Consider the following 19,502-nt stretch of genomic DNA (forward strand, 5'->3'; position numbering starts at 1 on the left):
ATGGGTGAACCGTATCATATGTAAGTGAGGTTTACTTACTGTATAAACCAATTGTATTCAATACGAATAAATATTTTGTTTTTATGTAAATGAAAAAGAAATAGAAATAGACTACCTGTCTTTTTGGGACAGGTAGTCTATTTTAGTTACTTATTTCTAACTTTAACCGTAACTTCGGATACATTATTTGCTTTATCAGTTGCAGTTACAATTAAATCAGTGTTGTTACTTACTAGTTCGTTAAGCTGTAGGCTAAATACTCCAGTCTGACCAACAGTTATACTTCCTAACCATTTACCTTTTGTACCGTTGCTATTTTTTAAGTAAACATTAATGGTTGCACCAGGCTCAGCGAATCCTCCTGAAACAGTAGTTGTTTTTGTATTGCCTTGAATGGTTTCAGCAATCACATTTGTTAGGACCGTTTTCGTTTTATCGATGGTAAAGGTAACCGTTGTTTCATTTCCAGCTACATCTCTTACGATAAGTGTATATGTTCCTTCCGCAGAAACTGTTGTCCCTGAAATAAAAGTGTTACCATTTAAAGTCGCTGTTCCTTCGTTAAAGGTAGGAGTAACATCACTATTGTAATTTTGATTATTTACTACTCCACTGACTACTGGTGCTGTTTTATCGATTGTAAAGGTAACTGTTGTACTATTTCCAACAGCATCAATTACGACTAGCGTATAGCTGCCTTCCGCAGATACCGTGGAGGCAGAAGTAAATGATACTCCATTTAATGTAGCAGTACCATCATTGAAAGTAGGTACAACATTGGTATTATAGATAAAGCCACTGATTACATTGCTTACTGTTGGTGGTGTTTTATCAATATTTGAAATACTTACTGTTTTTTCAGTGACATTACCTGCTTCATCCGTTGCGATAAATACGAATGTATCATTTTGTTCGAACGTATGGGAAGTGGCATTTAATGTACCTTCATTCGTTGTAACTGTTACGACAACATCCTCGTTGGTTGGGTCTGCATTGTAAGGATCAACGGTAATGACTGGAGCAGTTTTATCAATATTGGTAATGGTGATCGTTTCTACAGTTTCATTGCCTGCTTCATCGGTGGCAATAAAGTCAAAAGATCCGTTCTCTGTAAAGGTGTGACGAGTTGTGTTCAGCGTTCCTTCATTTGTTTTAGCTGTTACAACCACATCCTTGTTCGTCGGTGAAGTATTGTAACTAAATACGGTAATAACTGGAGCAATCTTATCAATGTTGGTAATTTTTACTAGTTTCCTAGTTTCATTACCTGCACGGTCCGTTGCAATAAACTCAAATTCTCTATTTTCCGTAAAAGTATAACTTTCCTCATTAAGTGTGCCTGGTTCGTCCATACTTACAGCTACAGTAATATCCTGATTCGTTGGATTAGTAGTATAATTCTCAACGATAATCTCTGGTGCTACTTTGTCAATATTGGAAATTGTAACTGGAAGCTCTGTTACATTCCCCGCACGATCTGTTGCAATAAAGGTAAATGTGCCATTTTCAGTAAAGGTATGGCTAGTTTTATTGAGTGTACCTTCTTCATTCATAGTTACTTCAACGGTAATGTCTTGGTTTGTCCATTCTTTATTAAAAGGCTTAACTGTAATCTCAGGTTTAACTTTATCAATATTAGTAATTTGAACAGTATGACGAGTTACATTTCCAGCAAGGTCTTCTGCAACAAATTCAAAGCTTCCGTTTTCGGTAAATGTGTGGCTCGTCTTATTAAGTGTGCCTTCCTCATTCATACTGGCAGTAACAGTAATATCCTGGTTCGTCCAGGCGGGTGAATACTCACTTATTGAAATGACAGGTGCTACCTTATCAATATTATCCACTTTTACTTTAGCAGTGCCTGTGTTTCCAGCCCGATCCACAAAAAGAAACTCAAACTCTCCATTTTCCGTAAAAGTGATACTAGGAGAACCTTCGTTGTTAAGGATGGTGATCTCTTCACTTGGATCAATTGTAACAACTACATCTTGGTTTGTCGGCCCTGTAGTTGAATAATTCACTTCAGCTGTCGGAGCCACTTTATCAATGTTCGCTACATTTATTTCTACCTCGCCTGTGTTGCCTGCTTTATCTTTGAACTTTAAGGTAAAGAGAGTATCTTCTGTAATAGTAAGATTAAATGATAAATCATCTACTTCTTTAAAATTAACTGTTTTCGGTAAAGCATCAAGATTTGTAAATTCTACCGGTTCAGTCATTCCTAACGTTACAGTTACATCCTTATTTGTCCAATTAGTAGTAGAATAAGTAAGTTCACCAACTGGCGCTGTTTTATCAATATTTTCAACTGATACAAACACAGATCCAGGGTTTCCAGCTCTATCAACAAATTTCAACTCAAAGCTGCCATTCTCAGTAAAGGTTAGAGTTTTTGCTTCCTTGTCGAAAGGAATCGTTGCTGGTAATTCATCAAGATTTGTATAAGTGACCTCTTCTTTAGCTAAAATGGTTGCAACCACATCCTTATTAATAGGAGAAGTGGTAGAGTACTCGACTGAAGCTTCAGGTGCTACCTTATCAATTTTATCTATCGTTACTGTTCTCTCAGATGTATTTCCAGCTAAATCGGTTGCCGTAAACGTAAAGCTTCCATTTTCTTCAAAGGTATGACTCGCAGCATTAAGAGTACCCTCTTCATTGATACTCGCAAATACGGTTATACTCTGATTGGTCCAATCAGTATTGTAATCATTAAAGGTAATATTTGGTGGAGTTAAATCAACAGTCGTACTAACTGGGGTTGCACCAGTGTGAAAGGCACCTGCATTTTTGCCATTTGAGTAAACCGTAAAGGCTTCTACTGAGATCTGCTCATCCTTTTTTTCGGAAAGGTTTTCCGCTTTTAATTGGTGGACATATTCGAATGTCCAAAGCTTATCCGTAACTTTCGTAGTCTTAGCACTTACAACTTCTCCATTTACTTTCAACTCTAATTTTGGTCCATCAATTACTACGGTACCGCTTAATAGAATTGTACTAGCATTATCAACGCGTGCAGGAATGGGGTTTAACGTGGTAACACCGGTAACTTTGTTTAATTCCGTCCTTCCTGTAGAGACTTCTGTCGATTTTGCAGGGCTAGGTGCCGCTTGAATCGACGGAGCAACGGGAGTGAAGACTAAAGCACTGGCAAGGACAACAATGCCTGTTTTACTAATCTGTTTTTTCTTCATTAACAACTTCTCCTCTTAAGTAAAATGTATTATTAAATAAGAGGGCCGGTTACACTATTAGCTCCATATAACCCAAGTGTCCAAATAAAGGTCATACTTCAAAGCTTCCCTGGGCTAAAGTAGGAAAGGAGAGGCATGGAAGATAATGCCGACTTTCTACCTTACAAGTAACGATGGGTATAATGTACTATTTAAATTCTTTATATCGAACATCGTTCTATGATGTTATTATAATTTAAACGATAGTCTATAGGTATAAATACCCTTCGACAACTAATAGTAAAATACGACAAAATCACCAATAAAAAGGGATTTAATTCATGGCTTTGTTATTATTCATTGTTGATTTTGGAGTAGGGTTGAGAATTCATAAGCGGAGAATTTCCGGCTATTGTATATTAGGAAGCTTAGGAAGCAGATATAAGCGGAGATATTCAGGTTAACTGCTTTAAAAAAGACACTATCCAAGGATTTGGATACAATAAGCGGAAAAACTCCGGCTATCTTTAAGGAAATATGGGTATTTCCCAATTTAAGCGGAAATTAGCCGCTTATTTTCCAAACACATTGAAAGTCAACATTCAGTTTTAAAAGAGCCATTTCATTTAGCGAAGATTATGCAGGTTTAGTTTTTCATTAATTATCCTTATTCACCTTGAAAAAAATTCCATTTTAAATGGTATTTTATTATTAAGGAGTAACTTTTTGGCGTATTAAAAGGCAATTCTCCTTTTAATGACATAACTTCCCGGCTCCATAAGTACCAGAACTGTTCGGTATTATCCATGGGTTCGCTTTGGATAAAATAACCGCCTTCCCGTTCGTCGTCATCATCCTCATATTCTCGCTCTTCATAGTATTCATCGTCATCGTCGCTATGATTTTCTGTTTCATAGTGTTCATAATCATTGTCATCATCTGCCCAAACAATATTAAAAGAAGCAATTGAACCTATGAAAAGAATGAAGACTAAAATGGCCATCCATTTTTTCATTCCATTTCCTCCTTTCAATTCTTGGATTCAGTATAATCAGGAAGTCTGGAATGAAACTGAAAAATGCAATAAAGTATGTAGTTAATTCCAAAACTTTAAAAAAAGTTCGATGTCCTTTTTTACAGCTAAAAAACCTGCAGACTAGTCTACAGGCTTTTTGGTTCAATTATTTAATAGTTTTTGAATCACAAGGTGTGTTAGATTTGGTACTACTTCAAATGAGTAAGTCATTTCCAGTCTTTCAAGTTTCTTGTGAGCATCTAAACCGTAAGGGCCGATATTGATTACTGGTACATTGATATCGCGAATGTCTTGATATTCTACAAAGTGCTTGGTGCCCCAGCCAGGATTGTTGTTCGATACGGCACTGATACCGGCTTCGTCATCACTAAGAGCTACAAAACTCATATCAGAGATATAAGGGAAAAAGTTACGTGTCACAATCGGATATGGATAGTATGGCTGGAATTCTTCCACTGCTTCATCCAATGAGGTAATTAAAGCAAGCTCGTCCGTTGTTTTCCCTGTCAACTCAATTCGTGGAGAGTACAGGGAGGAGTAAAACAGAACAATGGCTGGATTTTTATCCTTCATCCATTTCCAAGCTTCCTCTACCACTTTTGCCGCAAACATGCGCGTATCCAGTTCTGTATTTTTCAAAAGCTTTTCTTTAAATTGACTCATATGTGCCGTAAACGTTTCGCCATTCTCGTCGATCAATAATTGTTCCATTTCCTCGTATGTCATTACTCTAGGCTTCCAAGGATGTTGTACATATGGTTCGCCGCTTATTGTGCTGTATTGTTTATACCTTTCCTCGAAGGAAGTCAGGGCATTGGTAAAAGCAATCGTTGCTTGTTCCCTTAATTTTTCAAGCACGTCCTTTGGAGACCAGGAATGAATAAAGAAATTGTAATAAACATAAGCAGCTAAGGCAGTTTGAACGGTATAAGACGGCTTCAAATCCGTTTGCTTTAACGAAACAGGAGGCACGGTCGTCTCACCAAACGCTTCATTACAAAGCTCCGGATTATAATTGATTTGCCTGGTGAGCTCGGCTGCAATAAAGTTGGGATCAAGTCCCTCAAAGGCTGAACCTACATGCGTTTCTGCTCCTGTAATAAAGAAAGATGGCAGCAGCTTTCCGACGGTCCCCTTGTAGATATAGCGATTTTCGTCGCCTTCATATCTTGGTGAAACGAAATCCGCATTAATAGCGGCAACATAGTCAAAACCATGTTCACTTCTCCAGCGTTTCAATGTTTTCAAAGCGGATAGAACACCGTGTGAACTATCTTCCTCATCACATTCCGATAAGAGGACAATGTTTCCCTCTAATTCTTCAGGACGCTGAGAATAATAGTTTAAGAGATATAAGTGACTGGCAACTCCGCTCTTCATATCAAGGACGCCGCGGCCAAATAACCAATCCCCCGAATCTAAATGTTCTTTAGCAGCATCTGGCAGCTGTTCAGTTTTTAGTGATTCCATAAGTTCATCTGGAAAGCAGGCCTGGTCTTTTAAGTGGTTAAAATCATCAATTCCAACCGTGTCAATATGACCCATCAAAATCACTGTGCGGTTGCTATTTCCCTTTGTTCCTTTAACAAAAGCAAGAACATTATAACGCTCTTGATCATCATTAAGTGTTTGTTCTAAAACGAGTTGGCTAGGGTTTTGTGAAAAATAGGGCATAGAGGAAATCATAGAATATAAAGACTGAGCAATGGCCTTTTCGCCACTGGTATTGACGATACTTTCAATGTTTACGAGCTGTTTCGTGAATGTCAGCACATCCTCACGACATTGCAACATAGTTCTGACCTTCTTTTCTAGTAAATTAGTATTTTAAAAAAATGTATCTCAGAAGATAAAACCCGTCAAGTCTTTTAATTTGGGGATAAATTCCATTAAGAACATTATTGCAATTGTGGGAATATTTTTATATAATAGAATTGCTTCGTTAAACTAAATATAAATCCTCATTTTAAGCATTAGATGGGGTAGAGGTCGCGTTTGTTATTAGTATCCTATTTGAGATTCAGTGAAATCTATGAAAATAGGAAAAAGGATCAATCGCCGAAGCTTCTGAAATCACTTCTTTCAGAAAGCTGGGTCTGCACTCGAATAGGGGCAGAACTGTCACAGTTCCTTGGAATTGTGGAGAACTATCTTCACCAGTGCTAATCGATGAGGGTGTGCAGAACACCGTCATATTCATCCAGACGGTGTTTTTTTATTAACAAGGGGGAATATTTATGAAAAAATTTGCATTTTTATTAGCAGCAATGATGTTGATTTTATCTGCTTGCGGCACTGAGAAGACAGATGGGGAAAAGGCAGAAAAGGCAAACGGGGGAAAGCATGAGTTAGTGAAAAAAGGTGCGTTAACATTCTCGATGACAGGACAATATCCACCGTTAAACTTTAAGAAGGACGATAAATTGACTGGATTTGATGTTGAAATTGGAACAGAAATTGCTAAGAGGATCGGACTTGAAGCAAACCCTGTAACGAATCCATGGGAAACCATTATCCAAGGTTTGAAGGCAAAGAAATATGATGCCATTATTGGAAGTATGACTGCTACACCTGAGCGTGATAAGCAAGTTGATTTCACTAATCCATATTATCTATCCGGTGCACAGATCTTTGTAGCGGAAGGCAATACGGATATTCAATCAAAGGATGATTTGAAGGGTAAATCGATTGGGGTCATTCAAGCCAGCACATGGAAGGATATGGCTGAAGAATTATCTGATCAAGTAAAAGGCTATCCAACAGACGTAAACGCACTTCAAGATTTGGAGCTTGGCCGTTTAGATGCCGTAATCACGGATAAAATTGTCGGTGTTAGTGCACAAAATGAAAAAGGCCTAAAAATTAAGGAAATTGGCGATTTATTGAATGAAGACCGTGTAAGTGTAGCCGTTGCTGAAGGAAACAAAGAGCTTGCTGATCAAATCAACGAAGCCATCCAATCTATGATTGATGATGGTACGTATGAAAAAATCAGTATGAAATGGTTTAATACAAACATTATGGAATAGTAAGATTGAAAAAAATACTTTCGTGTAAGCACCTAATGTGGGTGCTTGCACTTTTTTAAAGAAGGAGGTACACATTGTGGTTTTTATTGAAAATATCATGAGTATTTTTAGTGAACATGGAATTGCTTTTTTGAAAGCTTCTTGGATGACGATCTCCATAACGGCAATCTCGCTATTATTTGCGATGGTGATTGGCTTAATTTTTGCGGGCTTTAAGATTTCCTCTAGTAAAATACTCAATTGGATTGCGGATATCTACATTGGTATTATTCGTGGAACGCCTCTCATTGTTCAGATTATGTTCCTTTATTATGGACTTGCCAATATCGTGAACCTAGACAGCTTCACGGCAGGAGCTCTGGCATTAGGTGTTCATACTGGAGCCTACATTGCTGAAATTTTTAGAGGAGCTGTGCAATCCATTGATCGTGGACAGATGGAAGCGGCTAGGTCACTCGGAATGCCCTACTCTCTCGCGATGAGGAGAATTATTTTCCCACAAGCTTTCAAAAGAGCAATTCCATCTTTAGCAAATCAGTTTATTATTGGCTTAAAGGATTCTTCCCTTGTTGCCTATATTGCCGTAACAGATCTATATAACACAGCTCTTAGTGTCCAAGGTGAAAACTATATGCCTTTTGAAACGTATTTTGTTGTAGGGGTTTATTATTTGATCATTGTCTTGATTTTCACATGGGTTGCAAATCGAATTGAAAAGAAAATGGATGTCAGCAAACCTAAGGAGGGCGTAATTGCATGATTGAAATTAGCAATCTTTCAAAATCCTTTGGGAAGCTCGAAGTATTAAAAGATATAAACTTACGTGTACACGAGAAAGAAGTAGTTGTTCTGATTGGTGCCAGTGGTTCTGGTAAAAGTACGCTGCTTCGCTGCCTGAATTTTTTAGAAGTGGCAGAACGCGGTGACATTGTTATCGATTCCGAAAATATAGACCTAGCAAAAACAAACTTAAATAAGGTAAGAGAAAAGGTAGGGATGGTGTTTCAGCATTTCAATCTTTTCCCACATAAAACAGTCATAGAAAATATTATCGAAGCACCGATTTTTGTAAGAAAAGAAACGAAGGAAAGAGCGAGTTCAAAAGCAATGGCGCTTCTGAAAAAGGTAGGCTTAGAGGATAAAGCGAATTACTATCCTGAACAATTATCGGGCGGACAAAAACAGCGGGTGGCAATTGCGAGAGCATTAGCAATGGAACCAAAAGTGATGCTTTTTGATGAGCCGACTTCAGCATTGGATCCTGAGCTTGTTGGTGAAGTGCTGCAGGTAATGAAGGATCTGGCACGTGACGGGATGACGATGGTGATTGTCACACATGAAATGGGATTTGCGAAAGAAGTGGCGGACAGGGTCATTATGCTTGCAGACGGAAATATCATTGAAGAAGGACATCCAAATGATATCTTTGCCAATCCCATACATGAACGTACGAAAAGGTTTTTAAACCAAATATTATAGAATGTAACAAAACCTGCCTTTGGAGTATGCTAGGCAGGTTTTTTATCTTTTTATTAAATATGAAATTTTTATTTTAAGTCAACAAGAATAAAGGTTTCATCATCGCTCTTAAAATCTACCTTTTTTTCATTATTTAGACACTGTAAAATTTCCTGTTTCAGTTGAAATAAAGGTAATGAGACTGTTTTCCTTACTAATGGAGCTAAATAGTTTGAAATAAGTGGATCAACACCATCTGTATAAAGGAGCAGTCTGCCTCCCTTTTTGTATGTAAAGGTATTTGTTTTAAATACAACACCCTCAAATGTTCCAAGCGGCGGGGCTGTAGAAGATAATTCATATTGTGTTCCATTAGGATCCTGCCATAAAGCAGGCGGATGACCCGCATTAGCATAATCAATTTTTTGTCTTTCAGTATCGATTAATAAATAGATAGCGGTAGAATAATGCCTAGCCTCCTCATTGTTATCAAACAATTTGTGAAGGTGGCTATCTAATTCTTTCATTACAAGATCAACAGGAACTCCTGCTGAAATTAATCTTTGAAACAGAGAATGAAGAGTCATTGTGATTAAAGCGGAAGAAATTCCATGGCCCATCACATCAAGCAAAATGATTCCATAGCGATTTTGGTCAATTTGATAAATCCCGTAGATATCACCGGATAATTCACCAGAGGCATTATAGAATACTTCCATTTGAACCTTATCATTGTTAATCGGATCGGTTAATGATGTTTCTTGAATGATTCTAGCCAGCTCTAACTCTTTCTGTGTTTCTATTTTATATTTTTGATTTTGTTGGTTCAGTTCAAGTAATTCTTGTTTTTGGATTTCCAGCTTCTTAAGGGTAGTCTCTAATTCAGTGATCGCTTTATGCTTTGCTTTTAACGCTGCTTCGGTTTCCTTTTTTGCTAAAAGCAATTCATTTTCAAACTCGTTTCTTTTACGCATTGGTATAATAATACATTCCAATACTGTTCTCTCATTTACTTTCCTTAGCAGAGCGTTGATAAGAACGGGAATTTCTTCTCCGTTACCGGCCTCGAGTGAAATATACATTTCCTCTACCCGCTGTTCAAGTTTAACAAGTGGAAAAAAATAAAACTGTGAAAACAGACGGGCTGGGACAGTGAGGATAGAATTGACATGTTGTCCTATTAAGGAATCATGGCTGTAATTGAGTATCTTGAGCAAAGTTTGATTCATTTCTAAAATAAAACCATCTTCTGACAGCGTGAGAAATCCACAAGGTGCATGATTCAACTGTTCGTCCATTAAAGAGGAACTCCTCTACCCACTGGGCTGCCTTCTACAGATACAGAGGCTTCGTTCAGATATTGGGTGATTAGGCGAATAGTCTCCTCGGGATGACTCATATGCGGGCAATGTCCAGTTGCCTCCATTATTTTTAACATACTATTAGGAAGTTGACGATGAATATACTCTCCTACTTCTAATGGAGCAATAATATCATTTGAACACTGTAAAATAAGTGCTGGTACTGTTACCTTTTTTAAATCGGAGCGGTTATCGGCAAAAAAAGCAGCCTCTGCAAATTCCCGTGCAATAATAGGGTCAGTGGTACAAAATCGTTCTTCCAGTTGAAGTTTAACCTCTGGCAGCTCAGGATTATTGGTTACCACCTGGGAAAAAACATTTGCCCAACCTATGTAATTTTTCTCCATCATATCAATTAAGCCTAAAAGTTCCTCTCTTTCAAAGCCGCCGTAGTAATTCGGAGGATCATTTAGGTAGCATGGAGAAGGTCCGATCATAACGAGATGAGAGAAGTACTCAGGATGACTCAATGATGCCAGCATACCAATCATGCTCCCAACAGAGTGGCCAACAAATACGGTGTCTCTTAAATCTAAGGCTGTGCAAACATCAAGTACATCTTGTGCGTAGCCAAGAAGACTACTATATCGTTTCGAATCATAAGCATGTATGTCGGAACGACCTAAACCTACGTAATCGAATAAAATGACTTGGTAATCTTTTTCAAATGCCTCGGCAACTGCCTTCCAAACAGTTTGGTCACAGCCAAAGCCAGGGGCAAAAATGATTGATTGTTTACCTTTACCTTTAATCTTCACATTATTCCGAAATATAATGTCCTGATCCATCCTGATGCTCCTTTCTATTATTATATCTATCTATCATATCACTTATATCCAAAAAATGGGGTTTTCTCTTATAGTACTTAAGACCTTTTAATTAGTGTTATATTAAACTTGTTTTTCATCAATCTAATGTTATTGCATATTTTAAAAGCGTAGCGAGTGCTTGATTTAATAATGAACAGCTGTATTACTAACAAAGAAAGTGATCTTTCAGCTGCAATGGCGTTTAAATTTGTCGCTGGAGCAAAATGATAATTTTACAATAAGGGTAATGATAACTAATAAAAAAACAAAATATTACAAAAAATTACAAAATTAGAGGTAGATTTAGGAAATTAGACCTTGTATAATGATGACAGATAGTTAAATAGACTTAGGGCAACCTATCTGAAAGGATACGGACGCAAAGCTAAAGGGGCTAAAGTAAATACATGCTATGCCAGCCAGTTGCGAAAATGAAAAGGCCCTTTCTTTTAAACCATGGGTCTTTTTTTGTTGTCTAAATTAGAAGAAAAAGGTTGAGAGGAGTGCTATGATGAAAAAAGTTTTCTCGATTTTATTTTCTGCTGCCCTATTCTTATGGGCAGGGTCACCTGCTTTCGCGGCTGAAGAAGATAATGTTCAAAAAGCAATTGAATTAATCGAAAAGACAAACATGGAAATCGATGAAAAAATTGCAAAAGCAGTGAAAAAGGCTGATAAATTGCAGGCTGATTACCTTCTTGATGTACGTAAAATTGAAGAGGGAGATCAAGTAGTCAAATTAAAAGGGGAAAAAGAAAAAGTTTTGTCTGACTTAGCAGCAGCTCAAAACGATACGAAAAAGCAAGAGGAACAAAACAAAAAATTAAATGAAATAAATACAAAACTTGAAATTGAACAAGCAAAAATTGATAGTAAAATGATAGAGATCAACGACGACATATTGAAAGCCACCCTTCAGCTAGTAACAGCAGAAGAAAAGGATTCAAAAAAAATAGAAGAAAAGATTAGTAAACTAAATGAGAAGTTAAATGAGAGGTCGGAAAAGTATCAAGAAAAAACACAAAAGTATACGAGCGACCTTGAAGACGTCATCACTGACGTTTATGATGAAACTCTTAAGATGTCAGCAGAAACCATTAAAAAAGCTGCTGAAAAGGGTGTTCAAGCTGAATGTCACTGGAAGCTGGTGCGTTTTGCTGATAAATGGGTATGGATTGATCCGATAAGAGTAGTGGGCTGTTAATTTTAAACTAACAATCCAACATAAATGTATTGTACAATAAAAACGAGTTCTAAATTGAACTCGTTTTTATCTGTTGTAAGGTGGGATACCATGAAGGGCTTTTCGATTGGAAAAAAGGGTTCTTTTCTAGAAACAGTGAAATTTGAAAATAATTTAGAGTTTAATTTAGTTTCTCGTGGGGATGGTGTCGAAATATTACATCAAACCATTGAAGAGGGAAAATTATTCTACATCTATCCCAGCGATAACGTAAATGCATTGGAGTTTTATTTTATATTATCCGGCCAAGTCGTTTGTGAGTTTGATAATAGTAAGCATATTTTAAGTCCGGAAGATTATTTTACTGCAAGAGGACTGGATGAACCAATTTATTTTACTGCCCTTTCGAAAGTAAGCCTGCTATGTGTTTTTACGGAACAAACCTTTGTTCATATTAGTAAGGACATATCCTCCCTTATGGAAATTACGAAACAAGTAGAATTAAAAGATAGATATACTCATAAGCATAGTGATCGAGTGGCAAAGTACTCTGTAAAAATAGCTAAAAAGTTACAACTAGGAAAAGAACAATTAGAGAATTTAACCGTGGCAGCTGTGCTCCATGACATTGGCAAAATTCATGTACCAATTGAGATTTTAAATAAACCTGGACATTTAACGGATGAAGAATTTAGAATACTCAAGAAACACCCTGTAGATGGTGCAGAGATGGTAAGGAGTTCTTATTATAAAGAACTTGCGCCCATTATTGAACAGCATCATGAAAGGTTAAATGGCACTGGCTACCCATATGGATTAAGAGGAAATGATATTCTTTTGGAGGCAAGAATCATTGCTGTAAGTGATACATTCGATGCTATGACAGAAGATCGAGCATATAGAAAAGCGTTTAAAGAACAGATTGCAATAGATGAACTTAAGAAACTAGCTGGCTCTCATTATGATAAGGAAGTAGTGTGGGCGTTCGAACAAATATTAAAAGAAGAAGGAAGAATTAACTAATCTATTGATAATTTTTCTATTGGACGAGCAATTTTCAATTTCTACTTTTTGTGAAGTTCCTTTTAAAGATGGAACTCTTATTTGAAATGTCAAAGATGAGGAGAGTAAATGGAGTAATCCATTTACTCTCTTTTGTCTTTAAGGAGGAAATAACATGTTTAATAATGTCCGTCTGCTTTATGTTTTTGCATTTTTATCAAGTATCCTTTTCATCCTTTGTTTAAGAAAGGACGTTCCTGCAAGTATAGTGCTAAATCTGGACAATTGCCTTCCACTATTTCCGTTACAATAATCTTAGCCAGCATTTGGCTGTAAACCGTCCCATTATCACCAAAGGCAAAAAGAAAATAGCTATTAGGATATTCTTTATACTTTCCGATAATTGGAATTCCATCCGATGTACCTCCATAAAATGCAGATACGTAATAATCAGGCTGTACTTTAATAGTGGGAAACATTTTATTAAATTCTTCAATTAGTTTATTCTTTTTGTGAATGAGTTTACTATCACGGTCTTCAGGGTAGGTAGTGTTATCATCAAGTCCGCCTATAATAATCCGGTTATCTCTAGTTGTACGCATAAATAAATAGGGACGTGCGGTTTCCCAAATGAGTGTCCTATTATACCATACCGAGAAATCTTCGACTGGATTGGTGGTTGCTGTATAGGTACTGACAAAGGAGGCCATTTTCTCTTTTTTGATGTCGATTCCTTCATAACCTGCTGCAAAGATGATATAACGTGCTTGTATAGAACATCCAGTCTTTGTAGAAACAATCATCCTTCCTAGTTCTTCATCATAATGGTGACCGTTCATTTCGGTATTTTCAAATATAGTGATTCCTTTTTGTGCTGCGTAATCCAATAGTGCATGGGTGAATCTGAACGGGTTAATTTCTGCATCATTGTATGAGTAAATAGCGGCGTCCCTGCTAAACGGATATTTTCCTTCAATCTCTTCCTTTGTTAAAAAGGCAAGTTCACAGTGCTGCTGTTTTAAAAATTCATATTCCTTTTTTAGACCTTCAACGTCTTCTGGACAGCTGGCGGAATATAAGGTATCCCTCCTGTTGAATTCACAATCAATATTAACATTTTTTGAGGCTGCTTCTATTTCATTAATGGCTTCCTTTAGTAATTGTAAATGTCTTTTTATGTAATCTGCTCCAAAAGTGTTGATCAAATTTGTAAACATCTTTTCACCAGAGTATTGAATGAGAGCTGTATTCGTACTGGTACTGCCGCTGCCAATTGTTGACTTTTCAATTAGAACCACATCTAAATTAGAATTAGCAAGATAATATGCACACTGTGCCCCGGAGCTCCCTCCCCCAATAATTAATACATCACAAGAAAAATCCTCATCCAAAGAGGGGTAGGATGGAGGATCAGGAAAAGTAGTGGGCCAATAATAGGTTCCAGATTGTAAATTCATTTATATCCCCCTGTTAAAAAGTATAATGATAATATATCCAATCTTATTTTATGCATGCAAAAAGCGGCATTCAGATTGATCATCATAAACATTTTTAAAAAAGGAGGCCATCTGTATTCGAATGAAGAACGGAACAGGATAATCTTCAGGTGGTAAAACTTTGGAAGGTCCCCCAATTTTCTTGCCTTGCCAACTGGGGATAAACGGACAGAAAGTTAATGATGATGGGTGCTTGATCTAAATGAGGATAGGTGTTGAATAGAAATCGATCGCCGTATCTTATAGCAGTTAATGCAAGTGGTAATTCACGTCTAAATATTTCATTGCGTTTTGCTGAGACAGATGGGGTAAATTGTCCTTGATCTACGTGTAAATAAACATAAAAACACAAAAAACTCCCGTGACTTTTCCATTCGCCTAAAACTTCATCTCTCATAGAGTTAATTTTTTCCCAAGCATACTTCATTCCGATATTTAAAAATAGTTGTCCAGTTATATCAGAATGAGTGAGTGTATAGCGCCTTGGGATTAATGGTTCCGTATAAGAAACTCCGTCCACGTATTCCACAGATAGTTTTTCGGGATAAAAAGTACTCAAGTAATCAACCCCCATTTTTATCACGATATTGGAAACTGACCGTTTGTAAATTTCTTATATATCTTAATAAAGGCAGCTCCACGACAGATCAGAGCTACCTCATTATTAATTTTCTCATGTTATTCCTTATCATTAAGGTATATTCTAGATTTTCCCCTCGTATGCCATATGTTGTACCCTCGTATGATTCTCTAATGCTGTTGAAAGAACGCCATCTGTCATTTTATAAACTTTGTCACAATAGTCGACAAGCCGAATATCGTGAGTCACGACAATGGTCGTTGTTTTTTTCTGCTTCGTTACTTTTTTCAATAGTTCCATCACTTCATAGGCACGGTCTGAATCAAGGGAGGCTGTGGGCTCATCTGCCAAAATAATCGAAGGATTGCTATACAGAGCTTTAGCTATAGCAACGCGCTGGCGTTCTCCCCCGGATAAGTCGGAGGGATATTTCATAAGTAAGTCTGCAATCCCTAAGTCCTCGTATAGTTGATTTCGCTCCACTTTTGACATATTACCTTTTTTTACTTTATCTAATAGTTTCAGTTGATTGGCCACTGAGAGGAAAGGGATTAGGTTCGAAGCTTGTAATACAAATCCAATTTCTCTGAGCCGGATTTGGGAGCGTGCTTTTTCATTTAAAGTGGTTAGATTCTCCCCGTTAATGATAACATCACCTGAGGTGGGTGATAATAATCCCCCTACAATCGTGAGAAAGGTACTTTTTCCAGATCCCGATGGACCAATAATGGCAATCAATTCCCCTCGGTTGGCAAGGAAATCTGTTTCCTTTAAGGCCTCCACCTTCTTATGGCCGCTTCCAAAACTCTTCTTTACTTGATGTAACTCTAACACTGCCATGGTTTATCCTCCTATCGCTTTCAGTGGATCAATTCGAACAATTGTCAGGACTGAGAAAAAGGCACCAGCAGTTGCAACAGCCATTAGTATGAATCCATAGAGCACCATCACGGTCACATCAAATGAAACAGGAACAGCTGCTGGTAAAAAAGCTCCTGAAACAAGTGCGAAGGCGAATCCTAACGCTGTCCCAATGGACGCTAAAATAAAGGTTTGTGCCACAACAGACCAAGATAAATAATAACTGGAAATACCTTGGGCCTTCATCACGCCGAACATGCTGATCTTCTGCACAGTCAATACATACAAGAAAATAGCTACAATGATGGATGATATTCCAAAGAGGAAATAAATCATGAAATTTAGAGTAAGTTTCTGTTCGGTATAACCAGGTAAATTTTGAATAAATGTTTCAATTTCAATGGAGGTTAGTTCATCATTTTGAGTGAGATTTGAGAGAGAATCATTTTGAACAACAATTCCATTGATTTGATCTTTATTCTGTTTTGCTGCGTCACCAAATTTAACTTGGTGAAAGGTTGCTAGGTTAGTATATAGTACAGGTGCAGCGTTAAATCGAGCTTGGTCGGTAAAACCGACAATCTTTAAAAGCTGGTCACTGGAGGACAAGGATAATTCATCACCTAGTTTGAATCCCTCTTCTTTAAGTGAATCGTCCGCAATAACCTCATTTGCTTTCTTAAAATCCCTTCCTTCTGTCACATCAGGCATTAGAAATTCTTCTCTGTTAATACCAAAGAGAGAGATGTTTTGCTTGGAGTCCCCATTGCTGGCAATCACGTTTAACTGACCGATGACAGCTGTTTCATCTGCTTTAATGTCGTTTAGTTGATCGATTGACATGAATGATTGATACAAGCTTTTATCTGACTCCTCGGTAAGGATAATAGCGGTTGCATTCCATTTGTCAACCGCTTCTCTATTCAAATTGGCGAGACCAGTTGCAAGCCCAGAGAGAAAGAACACTAGATAAGAAACAAGCATTAAAATTCCTGTAATTAAGGTGAAACGAAGTTTATTTTTTTTAATTTCCTGCCATGCTAAAAACACCATGTCACTCCCTTTCGAATGTAAGATATTAAATGTTTACTTAATTATTAATGCATTTAACCTGAATTGTTTATTGTTTGTATAATGTTATGTAATAAACATTATACAAATGTTCATGGTTTTAATCAAACATAATGTTATTTGTATAACGTTTATAATGATAACGTTGTACCAACTACAGGTATTCGTTATACTAATGATGTCTATGAGGTTGTGGAGAAGGTAGTAAGGGGATGAAATAAATGATTCAATCCGATGAAAATGGATTATTTGCCATTCATCAAGTTGCAGATATAACCGGCTTATCGAAACAAGTGATTCGAAAATGGGAAGAACGTTATGGAATTATTCAACCAAAGCGAATGGATAATGGTTATAGAATATATAGTCAACAGGATGTCAAAACGCTTCTAAAAGTAAAATTACTCTCAGAACAAGGCCACTCACTTAAACAAGCTGCATTACTTGTAAAAGAGGTAAGGGAAGAGCCTGAGATTTTGATACAAAAAGAAAAATCCCCCTACTATGAGCAGTGGAATGAATATGTCTTTCAGCTTCTTGAAAAAGGCATGCACTGTGATGAAATAGAATTAAATTTTATCTTAAAACAAGCTTATCATCATCTAGGGTTAGAGCACTTTTTAACCGATATTGTCATTCCTTTTTTAAAAGAGGTAGGGAAAAAGTGGGAGAATCACGAGTGGGATGAATATCAGGAATCTGTATCTAGCTTGGTGGTAAGAGATTTCTTAGTCCAAATTCGACGAAATTATCAATATCGGGAACAAGCTCCATTTGTTCTCGGAGCATGTCTGCCATATGAACAACATGAAGTACCGCTCCACCTAATCTTATTACGTTTCATGATGAAAGGATGGAAAACTCAGTTGATGGGGCCTTCCCCCGCTCCAGGAGCGATTGAATCATTGGTATGTAAATTAAAGCCAGATGTGGTTTTGTTATCGGCTACAACTTCTATACCATTTGAAACGGACCCTCAATTGCTGCAGAGATTAGATCAATTTGCTGAAGAGCAAATGGACGTGGCCTTCTACCTTGGCGGTCAAGGGGCAGCTGCCTATCTCTCCGATTATAAACCACGGGCCATTCGTGTAACCAATTCCGTTGAAGACATTTTAAATAGTAATAACTAAGGCTATGATAGTAATAAATGGATAAATTCGGGGTGAGAAAATGCCTGAACATATCGAAGTAATGTTAAGGTCCATTACTTCTTTCAGTTTATTACTAATTGGAGCAAGGATATTAGGTAAACAAACGATATCACAAATGACAATGTTTGATTTTGTGGCATCCATTTCGTTAGGCGCCATTTCAGCTAATTTAGCCTTTAATACTTCTGTTAAGATGCACCATACGATTATTGCTTTTACGATCTATGTAGCAATTATTTTTTTAATGGCAATTATCTCATTAAAAAACAGAAAAGGGAGAAAGTTTCTAGCTGGAGATCCTACAATTGTAATTCAGAATGGAAAAGTATTAGAAGGTAACATGAATAAAATGCGATATACACTGGATTATTTAAATCAACAACTAAGGGAAAAAGATGTTTTTAACATCGAAGAGGTACTTTTTGCAATCGTTGAGACGAATGGGATGTTAACGGTATTAAAAAAGCCGCAATTTAGAAATGTAACTAGACAGGACTTAATGATAGCCGTAACGCAAGAGCAGAGACTGCCTATTGAACTTATTATGGATGGAGAAATAATAAAAGAAAATCTAGAACAAAATAATCTATCGTATTCATGGCTAGAATCGGAGCTAAAAAAGCGTAATTTAACAAAACAAGAGGTTGTTTATGCAGTAATGGCTGCCAATGGGAATATGTATGTTGATACTTTTAAAGATCATATCCATTCCCCCATTGATACTGAATAATTCATTGGCTTACACGGTAGAAAAGCCCCCAAAATGTTGGGAGCTTTTCACATCATCTTAATACTTTAAACGCTTCTGCAACTTTCCGTGCAAAGTTTAATGGCGGTTCAACAGATTGAAAGTGAATATAAAGAATGTTTGGTTTTGTGTAAAGCCAATGATTATGAATGGCACTAATGAATATACCATTTCTAACTAGTATATTTATAAATCCCGGAATTTCCTCCTCGAGTACGACTGTTTCCCCAAGGTTAAGTGCGTTACCTTCGTAATCCAAGGACTCAAATGATACTTCTGCGTGAAGTTCACTTCGACTTGGACGACCTTGAATGGTAACATCTAGATTACGCTCAATTTCTACCGAGCAAACGCCATTTTTAACTTTTGGTTTTTTGTTTAGGATTTGGCTAAATTGCTGGCAAAGTGTATGGACATTATTCATAAAAAAAATCCCCTTTATTACAATTTATCTAATTTATGCTTTGGCAAAAATTAAGTAACTTGTATGGTATGGGGATTTTTTTATCGTTTAATAAGAGGGAACCACCCTTAAAAGTGC

General features: G+C 37.0%; 17 protein-coding genes and 3 riboswitches. Of the genes, 7 read left to right on the forward strand and 10 right to left on the reverse strand.

All coding sequences use genetic code 11. From position 1 onward, the window contains the following. Positions 1–146 precede the first annotated feature (146 nt). The 3 genes from BANA01_RS16640 to BANA01_RS16650 all read right to left on the reverse strand — a co-directional run bounded on the left by BANA01_RS16640 (position 147) and on the right by BANA01_RS16650 (position 6,003). Positions 147–3,194 (reverse strand): Ig-like domain-containing protein, encoded by a 3,048-nt coding sequence (locus BANA01_RS16640; protein ID WP_063253945.1) that lies wholly within the window; start codon positions 3,192–3,194, stop codon positions 147–149. A 34-nt stretch (positions 3,195–3,228) separates the two neighbouring features. Beyond that, positions 3,229–3,312: riboswitch (cyclic di-GMP riboswitch) on the reverse strand. A gap of 528 nt (positions 3,313–3,840) precedes the next feature. After that, positions 3,841–4,188, reverse strand: a complete 348-nt coding sequence (locus BANA01_RS16645) for a hypothetical protein (protein WP_063253947.1) — start codon at positions 4,186–4,188, stop codon at positions 3,841–3,843. Positions 4,189–4,350: 162 nt separating this feature from the next. Then, positions 4,351–6,003, reverse strand: a complete 1,653-nt coding sequence (locus BANA01_RS16650) for a M20/M25/M40 family metallo-hydrolase (protein ID WP_063253949.1) — start codon at positions 6,001–6,003, stop codon at positions 4,351–4,353. Between the two features lie 181 nt (positions 6,004–6,184). Continuing rightward, a riboswitch (Lysine riboswitch) is annotated at positions 6,185–6,367 on the forward strand. 79 nt (positions 6,368–6,446) lie between these two features. Between BANA01_RS16650 and BANA01_RS16655 the strand changes: the two genes are divergently transcribed. The 3 genes from BANA01_RS16655 (at position 6,447) to BANA01_RS16665 (ending at position 8,717) form a co-directional block, all read left to right on the forward strand. After that, positions 6,447–7,238, forward strand: coding sequence for an ABC transporter substrate-binding protein (locus BANA01_RS16655; RefSeq protein WP_063253951.1), 792 nt, complete (start codon positions 6,447–6,449; stop codon positions 7,236–7,238). 97 nt (positions 7,239–7,335) lie between these two features. Further along, positions 7,336–7,998 (forward strand): amino acid ABC transporter permease, encoded by a 663-nt coding sequence (locus BANA01_RS16660; protein WP_063254045.1) that lies wholly within the window; start codon positions 7,336–7,338, stop codon positions 7,996–7,998. Then, positions 7,995–8,717 (forward strand): amino acid ABC transporter ATP-binding protein, encoded by a 723-nt coding sequence (locus tag BANA01_RS16665; RefSeq protein ID WP_063253953.1) that lies wholly within the window; start codon positions 7,995–7,997, stop codon positions 8,715–8,717. The genes BANA01_RS16660 and BANA01_RS16665 overlap by 4 nt, the downstream gene beginning before the upstream one ends. Positions 8,718–8,785: 68 nt before the next feature. Here BANA01_RS16665 and BANA01_RS16670 read toward each other — a convergent pair whose 3' ends face one another. Both BANA01_RS16670 and BANA01_RS16675 read right to left on the reverse strand, forming a co-directional pair. Next, on the reverse strand, positions 8,786–9,994 hold the full coding sequence (locus BANA01_RS16670; RefSeq protein ID WP_063253955.1) for a SpoIIE family protein phosphatase: 1,209 nt from the start codon (positions 9,992–9,994) through the stop codon (positions 8,786–8,788). Then, positions 9,994–10,845, reverse strand: a complete 852-nt coding sequence (locus tag BANA01_RS16675) for an alpha/beta fold hydrolase (RefSeq protein WP_063253957.1) — start codon at positions 10,843–10,845, stop codon at positions 9,994–9,996. Before BANA01_RS16675 ends, BANA01_RS16670 begins: the two co-directional genes overlap by 1 nt. 364 nt (positions 10,846–11,209) lie before the next feature. Further along, positions 11,210–11,297: riboswitch (cyclic di-GMP riboswitch) on the forward strand. A gap of 80 nt (positions 11,298–11,377) precedes the next feature. Between BANA01_RS16675 and BANA01_RS16680 the strand changes: the two genes are divergently transcribed. Next, complete coding sequence (locus tag BANA01_RS16680) at positions 11,378–12,070, forward strand: hypothetical protein (protein ID WP_157411817.1); 693 nt, start codon at positions 11,378–11,380, stop codon at positions 12,068–12,070. A 90-nt stretch (positions 12,071–12,160) separates the two neighbouring features. Then, complete coding sequence (locus tag BANA01_RS16685; RefSeq protein ID WP_063253960.1) at positions 12,161–13,072, forward strand: HD-GYP domain-containing protein; 912 nt, start codon at positions 12,161–12,163, stop codon at positions 13,070–13,072. Positions 13,073–13,281: 209 nt separating this feature from the next. Here the strand turns inward: BANA01_RS16685 and BANA01_RS16690 are convergent, their stop codons facing one another. The 4 genes from BANA01_RS16690 to BANA01_RS16705 form a co-directional block, all read right to left on the reverse strand. After that, positions 13,282–14,508 carry an NAD(P)/FAD-dependent oxidoreductase gene (locus BANA01_RS16690; protein ID WP_063253961.1) on the reverse strand — a complete coding sequence of 409 codons (1,227 nt, stop codon included), beginning with the start codon at positions 14,506–14,508 and terminating at the stop codon, positions 13,282–13,284. A gap of 145 nt (positions 14,509–14,653) precedes the next feature. Beyond that, positions 14,654–15,106 carry a staygreen family protein gene (locus BANA01_RS16695; protein WP_063253964.1) on the reverse strand — a complete coding sequence of 151 codons (453 nt, stop codon included), beginning with the start codon at positions 15,104–15,106 and terminating at the stop codon, positions 14,654–14,656. A gap of 144 nt (positions 15,107–15,250) precedes the next feature. Further along, positions 15,251–15,967, reverse strand: coding sequence for an ABC transporter ATP-binding protein (locus BANA01_RS16700; RefSeq protein WP_063253966.1), 717 nt, complete (start codon positions 15,965–15,967; stop codon positions 15,251–15,253). A gap of 3 nt (positions 15,968–15,970) precedes the next feature. After that, a complete protein-coding gene (locus BANA01_RS16705; RefSeq protein ID WP_063253968.1) occupies positions 15,971–17,038 on the reverse strand; it encodes an ABC transporter permease in 1,068 nt (355 codons plus the stop codon). Between the two features lie 242 nt (positions 17,039–17,280). Here BANA01_RS16705 and BANA01_RS16710 point away from each other — a divergent pair, with 242 nt between their 5' ends. Further along, complete coding sequence (locus BANA01_RS16710) at positions 17,281–18,192, forward strand: MerR family transcriptional regulator (protein WP_063253970.1); 912 nt, start codon at positions 17,281–17,283, stop codon at positions 18,190–18,192. 40 nt (positions 18,193–18,232) lie between these two features. Further along, a complete protein-coding gene (locus BANA01_RS16715; protein WP_063253973.1) occupies positions 18,233–18,943 on the forward strand; it encodes a DUF421 domain-containing protein in 711 nt (236 codons plus the stop codon). Positions 18,944–18,995: 52 nt separating this feature from the next. Here BANA01_RS16715 and BANA01_RS16720 read toward each other — a convergent pair whose 3' ends face one another. Next, positions 18,996–19,385: a DUF1259 domain-containing protein gene (locus BANA01_RS16720; RefSeq protein ID WP_063253975.1), complete on the reverse strand. Its 390-nt coding sequence runs from the start codon at positions 19,383–19,385 to the stop codon at positions 18,996–18,998. Between the last annotated feature and the right edge of the window lie 117 nt (positions 19,386–19,502).

The organism is Neobacillus niacini NBRC 15566, from assembly GCF_001591505.1.
Taxonomy (GTDB): Bacteria; Bacillota; Bacilli; order Bacillales; family Cytobacillaceae; genus Neobacillus; species Neobacillus niacini.